The 14687-nt window shown below is 60.8% G+C and carries 13 protein-coding genes; 8 read left to right on the top strand and 5 right to left on the bottom strand.

All coding sequences use genetic code 11. The annotated features are described in order from the left end of the window. Positions 1-8: 8 nt before the first annotated feature. On the bottom strand, positions 9-599 hold the full coding sequence (locus J2D75_RS11840) for a glutathione S-transferase family protein (RefSeq protein ID WP_207855030.1): 591 nt from the start codon (positions 597-599) through the stop codon (positions 9-11). 121 nt (positions 600-720) lie between these two features. Between J2D75_RS11840 and J2D75_RS11835 the strand changes: the two genes are divergently transcribed. Then, positions 721-2556: a hypothetical protein gene (locus J2D75_RS11835; protein WP_207855029.1), complete on the top strand. Its 1836-nt coding sequence runs from the start codon at positions 721-723 to the stop codon at positions 2554-2556. A 3-nt stretch (positions 2557-2559) separates the two neighbouring features. On the opposite strand, the gene J2D75_RS11830 is transcribed toward J2D75_RS11835, so the two are convergent. After that, entirely contained in the window at positions 2560-3462 is a 903-nt protein-coding gene (locus tag J2D75_RS11830; protein ID WP_265783026.1) for a LysR substrate-binding domain-containing protein, read from the bottom strand. 144 nt (positions 3463-3606) lie between these two features. On the opposite strand from J2D75_RS11830, the gene J2D75_RS11825 reads away from it, so the two are divergent. The 3 genes from J2D75_RS11825 (at position 3607) to J2D75_RS11815 (ending at position 7067) form a co-directional block, all read left to right on the top strand. Next, complete coding sequence (locus J2D75_RS11825; protein ID WP_207855027.1) at positions 3607-4698, top strand: LLM class flavin-dependent oxidoreductase; 1092 nt, start codon at positions 3607-3609, stop codon at positions 4696-4698. 111 nt (positions 4699-4809) lie between these two features. Then, positions 4810-5409 (top strand): cysteine dioxygenase family protein, encoded by a 600-nt coding sequence (locus J2D75_RS11820; RefSeq protein ID WP_207855026.1) that lies wholly within the window; start codon positions 4810-4812, stop codon positions 5407-5409. Next, on the top strand, positions 5406-7067 hold the full coding sequence (locus J2D75_RS11815; RefSeq protein WP_207855025.1) for a rhodanese-like domain-containing protein: 1662 nt from the start codon (positions 5406-5408) through the stop codon (positions 7065-7067). Before J2D75_RS11820 ends, J2D75_RS11815 begins: the two co-directional genes overlap by 4 nt. 31 nt (positions 7068-7098) lie before the next feature. Here the strand turns inward: J2D75_RS11815 and J2D75_RS11810 are convergent, their stop codons facing one another. After that, a complete protein-coding gene (locus J2D75_RS11810; RefSeq protein WP_207855024.1) occupies positions 7099-8085 on the bottom strand; it encodes an ABC transporter substrate-binding protein in 987 nt (328 codons plus the stop codon). A gap of 140 nt (positions 8086-8225) precedes the next feature. Between J2D75_RS11810 and J2D75_RS11805 the strand changes: the two genes are divergently transcribed. The 4 genes from J2D75_RS11805 to J2D75_RS11790 all read left to right on the top strand — a co-directional run bounded on the left by J2D75_RS11805 (position 8226) and on the right by J2D75_RS11790 (position 13317). Further along, positions 8226-9134, top strand: a complete 909-nt coding sequence (locus tag J2D75_RS11805; RefSeq protein WP_207855023.1) for an ABC transporter permease subunit — start codon at positions 8226-8228, stop codon at positions 9132-9134. Further along, positions 9127-9867 carry an ABC transporter ATP-binding protein gene (locus J2D75_RS11800; protein WP_207855022.1) on the top strand — a complete coding sequence of 247 codons (741 nt, stop codon included), beginning with the start codon at positions 9127-9129 and terminating at the stop codon, positions 9865-9867. Before J2D75_RS11805 ends, J2D75_RS11800 begins: the two co-directional genes overlap by 8 nt. A gap of 122 nt (positions 9868-9989) precedes the next feature. Then, on the top strand, positions 9990-11126 hold the full coding sequence (locus J2D75_RS11795; RefSeq protein ID WP_207855021.1) for an LLM class flavin-dependent oxidoreductase: 1137 nt from the start codon (positions 9990-9992) through the stop codon (positions 11124-11126). A 40-nt stretch (positions 11127-11166) separates the two neighbouring features. Further along, positions 11167-13317, top strand: coding sequence for a TonB-dependent siderophore receptor (locus J2D75_RS11790; RefSeq protein WP_207855020.1), 2151 nt, complete (start codon positions 11167-11169; stop codon positions 13315-13317). Between the two features lie 123 nt (positions 13318-13440). Here J2D75_RS11790 and J2D75_RS11785 read toward each other — a convergent pair whose 3' ends face one another. Together J2D75_RS11785 and J2D75_RS11780 are read right to left on the bottom strand one after the other, a co-directional pair. Then, complete coding sequence (locus J2D75_RS11785) at positions 13441-14040, bottom strand: nitroreductase family protein (RefSeq protein ID WP_207855019.1); 600 nt, start codon at positions 14038-14040, stop codon at positions 13441-13443. An 83-nt stretch (positions 14041-14123) separates the two neighbouring features. Further along, positions 14124-14666 carry a flavin reductase family protein gene (locus tag J2D75_RS11780; RefSeq protein ID WP_207855018.1) on the bottom strand — a complete coding sequence of 181 codons (543 nt, stop codon included), beginning with the start codon at positions 14664-14666 and terminating at the stop codon, positions 14124-14126. Between the last annotated feature and the right edge of the window lie 21 nt (positions 14667-14687).

Raw genomic sequence — 14687 nt, 5'->3', positions numbered from 1 at the left:
CTGGCGTATCATGCGTCCACGCTCACGTAACCGGGCAGGGCTTCCACCGCAGCCACCCAGCGGCGCACGGCGGGATAGGCATCCAGCGTAATCCCTCCCTCTGGCGCGAGAGCGATATACGGATAAGCCGCGCACTCCGCCAGCGTCGGGCGCGAGCCTTCCAGCCAAGGGTGCAAGGACAGCCATTTATCCAGCGTGCCAAGGGTACGGGCCGCATTGGCCACGGCATTGGGGTAATCCAGAGGAGCATCAAAAACACGCACGAGCCGGGCATCGGCGGGGCCATGCTGAATTTCGTTGCCGCTGATGCTCAGCCATGCCGCCACCCGCGCCCGCGCAGCCGGTTCGGACGGCCACCACTCCCAGAGCTGATGGCGCTCAGCCAGATAAACAAGAATGGCCTGCGAATCCCACACGACCGTATCGCCATCCTGCAACACCGGCACTTTCTGCCAGGGATTGAGTGCGGCAAACCAGGGCTGATGCTGCTCTGCTGCCGCCAGATCGACATCGCGCACGCTCAGTTCAAGGCCGTTCAGCGCTGCAAACAGCCTGACCTTGTAGCAGTTACCCGAGGGCGGGCAGTTATAGAGAATCATGACCGGACTCCATTTTTTGCCGCACGGGCCATAGGCAAGACAACGCTTTACACAGGATCAGGCGGGTGAAACAAAGACACCCGCGCCCTGCCTGCTCCCTGATTAAAGCTGGATCATACTGGTGAACAAAACACAACCGACCACCTGCCCGCCGGACAGCCACACCCCAGAGAGCGGGACACAGCCCGCCAGGAGCAGAAACCGGCTGGTACGCTGGTTTGCCACATCCTGCCGCAAGCCGCTGTTCTGGATCGTGCTGTTGGCTATTGCGCTGCGTCTGCCCGGACTGAGCTGGGGGCTACCCGCCTCAGATGGGTGGGATGATGATGGCGTGGCACCGCGCAACTTTCTGGTCGGGCTGGCCATGACTTACGTGCCGGGCTCCTTTTTTACCTACCCGCCCCTGCACATGATCTGGCTGACCCTGCTCAACCTGCCTGTGGTGGGCATAGCCATCGCCCATGCGCCCGCCTACAGCCAGCAGGCCGTTATCAGCACGTTTATTCATGTACCATACATGACCAGTTTTGCCCTGACGGCGCGCGCACTCAGCCTGCTCATGTCGGTGGGTACCCTGCTGCTGATCTACCGCCTGACCACCCTTGTCGCAGGGTCACTGGCCGGGCTGTGTGCAGCGGCGGCCTGTGCGCTGAATGGTGGCATGGTCTATTATGGGCAGGTGACCAATCTGGACGGGCCATATCTGTTCTGGGCGACACTGTGCCTGTGGACATGGATGCGCTTTTTGATGGCGGGCGATCTGCGTAGCCTGCGCTGGGCCGCCTTGTCGGCCGCTGCGGCCATTGCCACCAAGGATCAGGCCTATGGCGTTTTCCTGCTGACCCTGCCTGCCTCTTTCGGCCTGTCACTAGCGCTGGACCCGGCAGCCCGGCAGCGTATTCCGGCCCTTATCCTGCCCATGCTGCGCTGGGCCGCCATCAGTCTGGGCCTGCTGCTGCTGCTTGATGGTGCGTTAACCAATCCTTCAGGCTTCGCGCGGCGCATGGCGTTCCTGCATGGGCCAGCCAGTCAGGATTTCATGACCTATACCACCGACATCACCGGGCGTATGCGGCTTGTATGGGATATGATCACGTGTTTTCCACGCTTCTATCCCGCAGCGACAGCCCTGCTTGCGGTCGCTGGCCTTGGTCTGATGTGGCAGGCCACACGCACACAGCCCGCCCGGCGGGTTGCCGGGCTGGTGCCGGTGCTGGCCGTTCTGTCCTTTACGCTGTTCTTCAATGCCATGGCGCTGCGTACGGATAATCGCTTTCTCCTGCCGCAATCGCTTTTTATCGCGCCCTATATCGGGTTGGCCTGTGCCCGGCTGCTGACGCTGAAACAGCCCGCCCTAAATCTGGCCGCCCGCGTAGGACTGGCCGGGCTGGCCGCAACGGCCCTGTGGCGCTGCGCGGGGCTTGACGCCGCCATGCTGAACGACCCCCGCTACGATGCCGAGCACTGGATGGCCGCCCATGTCCAACCGGGCGATGCCGTGGAAGCCTATGGCCGCAACGCCTTTCTGCCGCGTCTGCCGCAAGCCGCACACCTGACCCGGCTCGACACCATAGCACTCAAACGCCGCAACCCCCTGCCCGGCGTGACAGAATCCATCGCCCCGTTTGCACAGATAGAGGAACGCAAACCCCGTTTCCTGATCGTGCCGGATTTCTGGGCACAGAGCTATCTGCCCCATGCCGCCCCCACGGATCATCAATGGGGTTTGAAAACACCGCGTGTTACACAGCAATCTCAGGGTAGCACACAGGAAAGCACTTTCCTGCGCGATCTGTTTGGCAACAGGCTGTCTTACCGGCTGGCGAAGGAGGCGCGATACGCCCCCTTCCTGCCTGCCCCTGAAGGTTATGAAAGTCTGGGGCAGACCATCTTTATTTTCGAACGTCTGCCACAAGCGCCCGCATCGCCCGAGCAGGCCCCCGCGCGCGGGGAATAACCGTTACGAACCTGCCGCTGCCGCGAGCAGGTTCGCCAGATCATTGGCGGCATCTGACAGGTTGTTACGACGCACGAGCACAATTTCAATCCCCGGCACGGCGGGCAGGGTGGTGCCGCTAATCATCGGCAGCCCCTCCGCTATGGCAAAGCGCCGCGTACGGCAGCTTACCCCCATACCACCCCGCACGCCTGCGCGCAGGGCAGGCAGGTTGGGGGTTTCCATCACCAGCCTGTAACCACGCCGCGCATGCCCCAGCACCCTGAGCGCCGCCTCGCGAAAACGGCAGGGAGGTTCAAGAAGAACCAGCGGCACCTCAGCACTTTCCGCACTCTGTGCGCTGCCGATCCATGTCATGCGATCCTGCCCCACCACCTCCCATGTGGCGTCCGGGCGGTCTCCATGCTGGCCGAGGCAGAGCACAAGATCCAGCCGCGAGCGATCAAACATTTCAAGCAGTTCAGCTGAACCGCCTACCCGCACCACCAACCGCGCACGCGGGTGGCCAAGGCGGAACTGCTCCAGCACATCAGGCAGCAGCGTATCGGCAAAATCCTGCACCATACCAACACAGATCGGGTCTGGCTCCAGATCCTGCCCCAGCGTGCGCATGATCCGGTCATTCAGGGCCAGCAGGGTGCGAGCGTGGTTGACGAGTTCCTCGCCAATGGGGGTCAGGATCAGGCGCCGCCCATCCCGGCGAAAGAGTTTTTGTTGCAGGACATCTTCCAGCCGCTTCATCTGTAGGCTGAGGGCGGACTGGGTAAGGAAAATCATTTCCGTTGCCTGCGCCATGGAGCCAGCCTCCACAATCGCGACAAACGAGCGCAGCAGTTCCGTAGGCACGTTCCGCGCCATACGCTGGGGCAGAGCGACACCATGGGCCGCGTGGGGGGTATCAGACACAACACGTTCTCCTGCCGGGCCACTGCCCTGCGCCATATGAGCGGCGGCAAAGTGCGGCTTGACAATTCCTCGCTTGATTTAATCATTTTTGCAAGTGTTATATTTATAATTACCGTAAAATATTAGTGCGTTAGGAATTTCACGATGCCAGTAGAATTCATCGGCTTCATCAACAGCCGCAGCCACTCGGAAATCATCCCTGCCACCGGCCCTACCGTAAACCCGCACTATATTGAAACTGCGGCTAAAATTCATGAAAATGGTGGTTTCGACCGCGCTCTGGTGGCCTTCCATTCGGATTCCCCCGAAAGCATTCTCATCGCCCAGCATGCCGCCGCAGCCGCCCCCGATCTCGGGCTGCTGATAGCGCATCGCCCCGGCTTTAATGCCCCGACCATCGCCGCACGGCAGTTCGCCACCCTTGATCACCTGACCCGTGGCCGGGTTGCGGTGCATATCATTACCGGCGGCAGTGATGTGGAACTCCAAGCCGATGGCGACCACACAACCAAAGCCCAGCGTTACGCCCGCACCAGCGAGTATCTCGACATCGTTCGCAAGGAATGGTCTGAAACCACGCCGTTTTCCTACAAGGGGGCGTTTTACGATGTGCGCGGCGCCCGCGCGAGCGTGCATCCGTACCGCGAGAGCGGCATTCCGGTCTATTTCGGCGGTTCATCAGAAGAAGCCATTGCCGTGGCGGGCCAGCATGCCGATGTTTACGCCCTGTGGGGTGAAACCTACGAACAGGTGAGCCAGACCGTCGCCCGCGTGCGGGCCGCCGCTGCACGCCATGGCCGGTCTCCGCGCTTTTCGCTTTCGCTGCGCCCCATCCTTGCCGCCACGGAGGAAGAAGCCTGGGCGCGCGCGGACAGAATTTTAGAAACTGCCCGCGCCCTGCAACAGCAAACCGGTTATGTGCGCTCCGCCGAGATCCCCAATGAAGGCTCGCGCCGCCTGCTGGCCGCAGCCGCACAGGGCCGCAGGCTTGACCAGCGACTGTGGACGGGCATTGCCGAACTGACCGGGGCCAAAGGCAACTCCACCTCGCTGGTGGGCACCCCCGAACAGGTGGCCGATGCCCTGCTGGATTACTACCGTCTGGGCATTTCCACCTTCCTGATCCGTGGGTTTGACCCCCTGCCCGATGCCTATGAATACGGGCGCGACCTGATCCCGCTCGTGCGTGAACGCATCGCCCGCGAGGATGCCCGCAACACCCCCCACGCGGCCTGAAAAACCTCAGCCCCACACACAGGCACGAGAACAGCACGGGCTGGCCGCAGGCAACCACGCGGCCAGCCCCGCCGCACTTAAGCTCTCTTACACAGGACAGAACCCCGGCCCATGACCACGCCAGACCCGCTCAGGAACTTTGTTGTCCGTTTCACGCAGTTGCACGATGCCGGGCTTGAACCCGCCCGCCTGCAAAGCGAAGGGGCCGACCTGCTGCGCCAGCTTGTCGCGCAGGATACATGGCTACCCGAAGCCTTCGCCCGCCCCAGCCCCGAGCGTTACAGCCAGTATCTGCTCCATTGTGACCCGCTGGAGCGGTTTTCGGTCGTCAGCTTCGTATGGGGGCCGGGCCAACAGACCCCCCTGCATGACCACCGCGTATGGGGGCTGATTGGCATGCTGCGCGGGCGCGAGAGCGAAACCCAGTACAGCCGCACAGCGGATGGCCATTTCCACCCCGAAGACGTAAGCTTTCTCGAACCCGGAGATGTCGCGGCCCTGACACCGGGCGTGAACGATTATCACCGCGTGGCCAACGCGCTGGAAGACCAGCCCTCCATTTCCATCCATGTCTATGGCGCGAATATCGGTGGTGTCTCCCGCGCGACCTACGATCTGCAGACCGGGGCGGAAAAGCCTTTTATCTCGGGTTATTCCAGCCAGCAGACACCCAATCTGTGGGATCGTTCCCTTGAAAGGCAGCCAGCATGAACGCGCTTTTTCCATCCCGCGCGCCTGTGGCCACCACCACTGCACAGGCCGTACGCGAAGCCCTGCGCAATGGGCAGGAAATTGCCCTGCTTGATGTGCGTGAGGAAGCCCCTTTTGCCGCAGGGCATCCGCTTTTTGCCGTCAATCTCCCACTTGGCCGGGTAGAGGAGCGGGTAGCCTCCCTTATTCCGCGCAAAACCGTGCCCGTCGTAGTGTACGACAATGGCGAGGAGCTGGCCCCACGTGCCGCCTCCTTACTGAATACACTGGGTTACAGCGCCGTATCCCTCCTGCAAGGCGGGCTGGAAGGCTGGCAGCAGAGCGGGGGAGAGGTGTTTATTGACGTTAACGTACCCTCCAAGGCGTTTGGCGAACTGGTTGAACATGTGCGCCACACGCCCTCGCTCCCGGCGGAAGAATTACAGGCCCGCCTGAACCGTAACGAGGATCTGGTTATCCTCGATGCGCGGCGCTTCAGTGAATACACGACCATGTCCATTCCGCAGGGTCGCTCGGTACCGGGGGCGGAACTGGCCCTGCGCGTGCGCGACATCGCGCCCTCTCCCACCACCACGGTCGTCGTCAACTGCGCGGGCCGCACGCGTTCCATCATCGGGGCGCAGTCACTGGTCAACGCCGCCATTCCCAACCCGGTTTACGCCCTGCGCAACGGCACCATTGGCTGGACGCTGGCCGGGTTTGAACTGGCACATGGCGCAACCCTGAGCGCAGGAGACCCCACGCCCGCCCACCACGAACAGGCCCGCCAGACAGCGCAGGCCCTGGCGCAGGCCACGGGGGTGGAAATCCTGCCCGCCAGAGCGCTGGCCAGTCTGGCGGCCGATCCAGCCCGGACACTCTACCTGCTGGACGTACGCAGCCCCGCCGAGTACGAGGCCGGGCATCTGGCAGGGTTCCGCTCCGCTCCGGGCGGGCAGCTTGTACAGGCAACGGATGAATGGGTGGCCGTACGCCATGCCACCCTTGTCCTGACCGATACCGATGGCGTGCGCGCACGTATGACCGCGCACTGGCTCCGTCAGCTTGGCTGGCAGCACGTGCATGTGCTGGACGACTGGACCGACCTGCCCCGTGCTACAGGGCCTGAACCCACCGCCCTGGCTCGCCCCCTGCCACACGCACCAGAGCTGACGCCCCAAGCACTGGCCACGGAACTGGCCTCAGCCCGCCCGCCCCTGCTCATTGATCTGGCCTCCAGCCCTGAGTTTGGCAAAAGCCATATCTCCGGTGCATTTTTTCTAATTCCCTCAGTGCTGTCTCTCCCCCCCTCCGCATGGCCAGCCCCCCTGCGTGACGCCCATGATATTGTGCTGACTTCGCCAGATGGCGCTGCCGCGCGGCTGGCCGCAGCAACGCTGAAAACACAGGCCCGGCACGCACGCGTACTGGCAGGCGGCACACAGCGCTGGCAGGCCGAAGGGCTGGCGGTGGAACGCGGGTTGCCACAAGAGCGCCTGCTCTCCCCCCCGCAGGACGTGTACAAACGCCCGTATGAAGGCACGGACAACGCCGCAGCCGCCATGCAGGCTTATCTGGACTGGGAGTTCGGGCTGGTGGCTCAGCTTGAACGCGATGGCACGCACGGCTTTACGGTTTACTCGCCCGAGCAGCCCTTTTCAGAACCCGGCGCGGCCTGACCCCGCCGGGCTGAAAAAATCCGGCCCCTCTTCAGGGGCCGGAAAACCCCTGAACAAACGCATCCTGAAAACTATCCTTGCGCGCCAGCAGACCCGCCGCGCGATAGGTCTCGGCTACGGCTTCCTCAGCCTTGACCGTCTCTTGCGTAACCGGGCCGGGCGTTGCCATGAGCTTGTCAGACACGGCCGCAGCTACAGGCACAGGCATGCCGGTCTGGCGTGCAAAAAGCTGTACATATTCAGCCTGATGTCCGATCCCCCAGCCGTAAGCGGCGGTCATCCGGTGATAGAAATCCGCCAGAATAGTCGGTTTGGCCGCCAGAGCCGCCGTGCTGGCAACAAAGAAACCATCATTGGGCATCAGCCCCTGTGCATCCGCCACCACATGCCCATGTCCACCCACGACCGCCAGCGACACATATGGCTCCCAGGTAGACCACGCATCAACCCGCCCGGTATCCAGTGCGGCCTTGGCCTGTACCGGCAGCAGGAACACAAGCTCAGGCGCAGGGGCGGGAATAGCCCCCGTTGCCAGCAGGCGCAGCAAGAGCAAATGCCCGATAGAGCCACGCCCCGTTGCAATCCGCTTGCCCGAAAGCTGGGCAGGGGTGGTTAGGGGCGATCCTTCCACGGCAACAACCGCCGTGGCGCGACCGGGCTGGTGCTGCGGCACCTGCCAGACAGCCTTGACATCCAGCCCCGCACCCCATGCGAAAACAAACGGGCCATCCCCTACGATACCGGTATCGACAGCCCCCGCACCCAGCGCCTGCAACAGCGGGGCTGCGGCATCAAACTCCACCCAGCGGATATGGTAGCCGGTGGTATGGTCCACCCCGGCGGCCTGCATCAGAGCTTTTTGCTGGCCTTTCTGGTCGGCTACAATCAGTTCCGGCTCGGCATAGGCCACCCCTGCGCCAAAAGCCGACAGGCATAGCCCTGCCGCCACAACCAGGCCTACCCCCCGCCGCCGCACACGCCTGACGGCAGGAGAAAAATCGCGTGTATTCTGTTTCATGCGCCCAGATTATCCAGCCACCTGATGCCATTCAACAAAAGCACGCTAAAGTGTGATATTAATATAATTAATGCACTTTCATTCCGTACATAAGGCTAGGCTGTTGCACCAGACCTGCACAGCCATGAAGAGACCCAGCCATGTCCGGCGCCAGCTTCCACAACGCCCCGCCCCTTCTCCCAAGGGACAAAGCCTCTCTGGCGGCCCCACCTGCACACCCCCGCCACCAGAAGACAGGCACACGGGGCCCGATCCATCGTATCCGCTGGTCGGTGTTGCCCGCACTGGGGCGCTATGCCTCACCGGTCATACTGGTGCTGCTCTGGCAGGCGGCCTGCTCCACGGGGCTTATCTCAACCCGGCTGTTCGCCTCACCCCTGCAGATACTCGCTACCGGCTGGGGACTGGCGCAGGATGGCACGTTGCAGGCCAATCTGGGCGTATCGCTCCTGCGCGCGGCCTCGGGTCTGGCGCTAGCACTGGCCACGGGTATCAGTCTGGCGCTCATCGCGGCCCTGTCACGCATCGGCGAAAACGTGATTGACGCCCCTATTCAGATCCTGCGCACGCTCCCGGTTCTGGCACTGGCACCGCTGTTCATTCTGTGGTTCGGCATAGGGGAATTACCCAAGGTGCTGCTTGTGGCCCTTGGGGCGACGTTTCCGGTTTATCTAAACCTGCACAAGGGTATTCGTGCGATTGACCCCAAGCTGCTGGAAATGGCGCACACAATCGGCCTGTCGCGCTGGCAGCGCATCCGCAATGTCATCCTGCCCGGCGCATTGCCCGACCTGCTGGTAGGCACCCGGCTGGCCGTCAGCATTGCGTGGCTGATGCTGGTGGTGGCCGAACAGATCAACGCCAGTAGCGGAATCGGACATATGATGATGGATGCGCAGGATTTCCTTCGCACCGACATTATTTTCGTGGGTCTCGCAATTTACGGCCTGCTTGGCCTTATTTCCGATCAGGGGGTTCGTATTCTCGAACGCCGCGCACTGGTATGGCGCCAGCCTTCCGCTCAGGGAAGGGGGCAGAATCATGACTGAAACCCTTTCGCACAATAAAGAGACTTATCAAAATACCTCACAGCCCGCCGTGCGGGTACGTGGCCTTAGCCGTCGTTTTGGCAATAACCCGCCCGTGCTGCATGGGCTGGATCTCACCATCGCCCCCGGTGAATTTGTTGCCCTGCTGGGCCATAGCGGCTCTGGCAAATCTACATTGCTGCGTACCCTGGCGGGGCTTGACCCTGTAACCGAAGGCGAAGTTTCAACACCGGACGAAATATCGGTTGTTTTTCAGGAAAGCCGCCTGCTTCCATGGAAAACCGTCTGGGAAAACGTGGCCCTTGCCCAGCAGAGCGCCACCCGCGCACAGGCCACCCGCCTGCTGGATGAAGTCGGGCTTGCCCACCGGCAGGATGCGTGGCCCCTGACCCTTTCAGGGGGCGAGGCCCAACGTGCCGCCCTTGCCCGTGCACTCATACGCGAACCGGCTTTTCTGATGCTGGATGAACCTTTTGCCGCACTGGATGCCCTGACACGCCTGCGCATGCAGGCACTTGTCGCAACGCTCTGGCAACGCCACCACAGCGCAGTACTGCTTGTCACCCATGATGTGGATGAAGCCCTGACACTGGCTGACCGCGCCATTGTTCTGGACAAGGGGCGGATCAGGCTGGATATGCCTATCCCCCTTGAGCGCCCCCGACGCCATGCCGATCCGGTTTTTGAACGCCTGCGTACACAGCTTCTGGAAGAACTGGGCGTTCACACGTAAAAAAATATGATCATAACTTAGTATATCGATAATTGGCAAAGTTAGCCTTTGCCATTCCTCGCATGATTTTTATACAGAAATATCGCACTATCATGCCATAAACGGCATGGGATTTGCGTAAAATGTCAGTAGAATTCATCGGGTATGTCAGTGCGCGTGAACAGACCGAAATCGTCGGCCCCTACGGCCCGGAAGTCGATCCCGCTTACATAAAAAGCACGGCCCTTCTGCATGAGCGTGGCGGTTTTGACCGGGTACTCGTGGCCTTTCACTCGCATTCACCCGATAGCCTGCTGGTGGCGCAACATGCCGCGCTGGCAACCAGCAAGCTTGGTGTACTGGTTGCACACAGGCCCGGTTTTGCTGCCCCTACACTGGCGGCACGGCAGTTCGCTACCCTTGATGCTCTCACAGGCGGGCGTGTAGCCATACATGTCATTACCGGTGGCAATGACATAGAACTTCAGGCCGATGGCGATCATCTGACCAAAGCCCAACGTTATGCACGCGCTGCGGAATATATCCGTATTGTCCGGCGGGAATGGCAAAGTGGCCCGGCGTTCGACCACGATGGCACTTTTTACCGTCTGCGCGGGGCACATGCCGCCATTCGGCCCAGACAGGAAGGCAGCGTGCCGGTCTATTTCGGCGGGGCTTCAGACGAGGCCATTGCCGTTACAGCGGAACTGGCCGATGGCTACGCCCTGTGGGGCGAACCGCTCGAACAGGCAGCCGAACTCGTCAACCGCGTGCGTAATGCCGCCAGCCTCCATGGCCGCAACCTGCGGTTTTCCATTTCCTTCCGCCCTATTCTGGCCGCCACGGAAGAAGAAGCCTGGGCACGCGCCGCAGCCATAGAAGCCACGCTGCTTGAACGACAGCAACGTGAGCAACAGGCCCAGCAGTCTGGCGACATCGCTCTCGATAGCGCAGGCACCCGCCCTACCGATACCACCCTGCCCACCAACGAAGGCTCACGCAGGTTGCAGGCCATTGCCGCGCGCGGAGCCCGCCATGATGAACGTCTGTGGACTGGTGTTGCACAGGCCACCGGGGGGCGCTGGAACTCAACGTCCCTCGTCGGCACACCCGAGCAGGTGGCGCAGAGCCTTTTACAGTACTACCGCCTTGGAATTCATACTTTCCTGATCAGGGGTTTTGATCCCGTACCGGACACCGTTCTGTTCGGCCGTGAACTGATCCCCCGCGTGCGCGCACTGATCGCACAGGAAGACGCCTTAGCACACCACGCCGCGTAAAACCCCTTCATTTCATTTTCCAAACGGAGAGTATACCGCCATGGTCCGTACAGGGTTTCGTGCCCTTCTGCTTGCATCGCTGCCCGGTCTCGCTGCCGCGCAGACCACAGCCGCCGCTGAAACGCACACCAAAACGCCTTCCATTAGCGCGAAAACACCTAAAAAAACCTCTGCCCCACTTGTTGGAGCGGCAGAGGCCATAACGGTGCATACAAACCGCAATACACCGCATCTGGCCCGCAAGGTGCCACTGGGCGCACTGGGCAACAAATCCGAATTTGAAACGCCTTTTTCGGTCAGTTCCATTTCCGCAGCCCGTATGGAGGCCATGCAGGCAAACGACATCAACGATGTCATGCGCTACGAACCCGGCGTGCAGGCAACTTCAAACGGGGGTTCCACCGCCTCTGGTTCCAGCGTGCGTGTGCGTGGCCTCAATCTGGACTGGACCAACGGTTACAAAATAGATGGGATGGCCATTCCCTTCTGGTATATCGATCTGCCCGTGGCCAATTTCGATACCATACAGGTTTACAAGGGGGCATCAGCCTTCATGTACGGGTTTGGCTCGCCGGGTGGTGTGCTGGATTACCGGCTGAAAGCACCGGTGGAAAACCGCAAGCTGACACTCGAAGCCGGTTACCGATCCGATGCCGTGTTCCGCCAGATGCTGGATGTCGGGGGGTCGCTCGACAGCGCCCATCGCATCCAGACCCGGCTTTCCTTCGGGAGCGAAGTGGGCGATCAGTACAATTCCAGCTTTGTCCGCAACCTGTCCATGTCATTTACGACCAATGTGCGTATTACTGACAAACTTCATTGGCGTTTCAATAGTTTTTACATGAATACGCTACAAAAAGGCATGGTCAACACCGTTATGACCACGCCGGGGCTTGCCGTAACGCCTATCAGCGGGCGGGCCGCACTGGGTGCGCCCGATTCATGGAAAACCAACGACCTCAAACGCTTCAGCACCGGTCTGGACTGGGATTTCGCCCGTAACTGGACAGCCAGCCTGACCTACGCCTATACCCATCTGGATGAACGCTTCCCTGCAAGCCAGCTTTACTTCACCAGTTCAGGCGGTGATTACAAAAGTCAGGCTTATGAGCAGTTGCGTATTCTGACTTATCATCAGGTCGATTTTACCACACAGGGGCATTTCGATACCGGGCCTTTGCATCATGAAATCATGGTGGGCATGACCTGGCTACGACAGAACTTTGATTGGGATGCCAATGTTGGCGCGAAATTACCTTTTGAATACGGTAATATTTACACAGACCGCCCAAGCCTGACGAGTGCCACCAATTTTCATCCGCGCATGTACCGCTACATCAACTACCAGCAGCTTGCCCCTTTCTGGAGCGACACCATAAGCTGGGGTCAGTGGTCGCTCATGGCTGGCGCACGTTATACCGCTTACAGCGAAGACGATTTTTCAAAAACTGGCAGCACAACTGGTTCGCATCGCAACAACCCGGTAACCCCCGTGGTCTCGCTCAGCTACCGGGCAACACCGTGGCTTAACGCCTATTTCAGTTGGGTGCAGGCCGTACAGGCTGGTGGACAGGCGCCGCAAGGCACCAATAATTACGGCGATGTCTTCAGCCCGATCCGCAGCGATCAGTATGAACTGGGTGTAAAAGTCCAGCGCCGGACATTCAGCGGCACACTGGCCCTGTTCCGTATGGATACCGGAGCCGCCTACACCAATGCCCAGAACTACTACGTGCAGGATGGGGTTTCGCGCTATCAGGGCATCGAGGCATCGGCCTCATGGCTGGTAACAAAAGACCTGAACCTGAATGCAAGTCTTGCCTATCTGGATGCCCGCTATATCAAAGCCGCCGCAGGCTATGCAGGGCATCAGCTCGAAGCTGTGGCGCCGTTTCAGGCGGCCTTCAATGCGGATTACCGCATTCCGCTCGTAAAAGGACTCAGCGTGAATGCGGGCTTTAATTACGTCTCGCGGAGTTGGCTGGATGCAGCCAATACGGTGCGCATGCCGTCCTACATTGTAGGGGATGTGGGCGCGGCCTACACAACACACGTCGATGCTCACACCCTGACGTTCCGCGCCAATGTCGAAAATATCGGCAATGTTCGCTACTGGATGAGCCGTGGCAGCTACAATATCTTTCCCGGCGCACCGCGCACCATTACCCTTAGCGCACGCCTTGACCTCTAGCCGCGCGTAAACATGCCGCCCCCCCAAAGGGCGGCATAAAACCCGATCTGAGCCAAGTGTTTACACAAAAAAAGGCCCGGCAGATTCTGCCGGGCCTTTTTTAGTAACAGGCTTTTTTCTGCCCTAGCCGACAGGAAAGCGACCGGGGAACACAACATCCGCCAGCGGCAGACGGTCAGACGGCTGCTCCCGCTCCGCCAGCCCTTCAGGCAGGGTATCGGCCGCAGCCTGACGGCCAATCACAATCGCCGCATGCAGGTCATGATCTTCCGGCAGGCCAAGCCCTTCATGCGCCAAGGCATGATCAAAACCACTAATCGGATGCGTAGCCCAACCATTGTGCCAAGCCTGCAACTGGACCAGCACACTCGCAGCCCCGGTATCGAAGGCATGGGTCGGGTTAGCCCGGACACCGCCATTTTTGGTATCGTCCGTCACCCGGCGCGAAGCCACATAGACAATAGCCGAGGCATGCTCCGCCCACGAGCGGTTGAACGGTACAAGCCAGCCCAGAAAGCGCTCCCAGTCCGGGGTATCGCGCCGGGCATGGATAAAGCGCCAGGGCTGGTGATTATAGGCCGATGGCGCCCAGCGCCCGGCTTCAAGCAACGCCAGCAGATCTGCCTCGCTGATATCAGCAGGCGTAAAAGCACGAGGCGACCAGCGCTGGAGAATGAAGGGCGCTGCATGTGAGCCCCCTCTGGCAGAGACAGGAGCAGTCATGACATACCACCATGTATGAGTTTCATACGATAAAAGCTAGCGCACACACTGGCGAAAAACCAGCATGACGTCTTGCGCGACCTTCAGGCCGGTACAGGCTCGGCCGGTATGGGCAGGGCATGGAAATCACGCCCGAACCATGCCAGCCCCGCCACATCCTGCGCGTGCAGGCCGATCCGCTGCACATGACACAGCAGAATATCGTGCGAGCCAGCAGGGTAAAATGCCCCCACGCGCCCTGTCAGCCAGGCAGCGGCCCGCACCAGAACCGGGGGATTCCCTTCGGATTCCCGCCAGTCATTATCGGAAAATTTTTCTTCCTGCGTAATCCGGCTTGAAGCAAAACGCATGGCCAGCGCCTCATCCCCCGGCGCAAGAAGGCTGATACCCACAACGCCGTTTTCAACAAACGCGGCATGAGAGCGGTTATCCCGGTTCAGGCAGACCAGCACAGAGGGCGGTTCCGCACTGGCTGAACACAGGGCCGAAACCGTCAGACCGTGCCGCCCGGCGGGGCCGCTGGTTGTCACCAGCGCCACAGGGGCTATCAGGCGGCTCATGGCATCACGGAAAGCCTGCGCGGGTGGGGTTGCCCCATCCGTCTGAAACCCTGCTGTATGAGACATGATATTTCCTTAACCGGGCTG

The organism is Acetobacter suratthaniensis (assembly GCF_017377745.1).
Classification (GTDB): Bacteria; Pseudomonadota; Alphaproteobacteria; order Acetobacterales; family Acetobacteraceae; genus Acetobacter; species Acetobacter suratthaniensis.
Note: the sequence above shows the minus strand (reverse complement) of the source record. Positions and strands in the feature narration are given on the sequence as shown.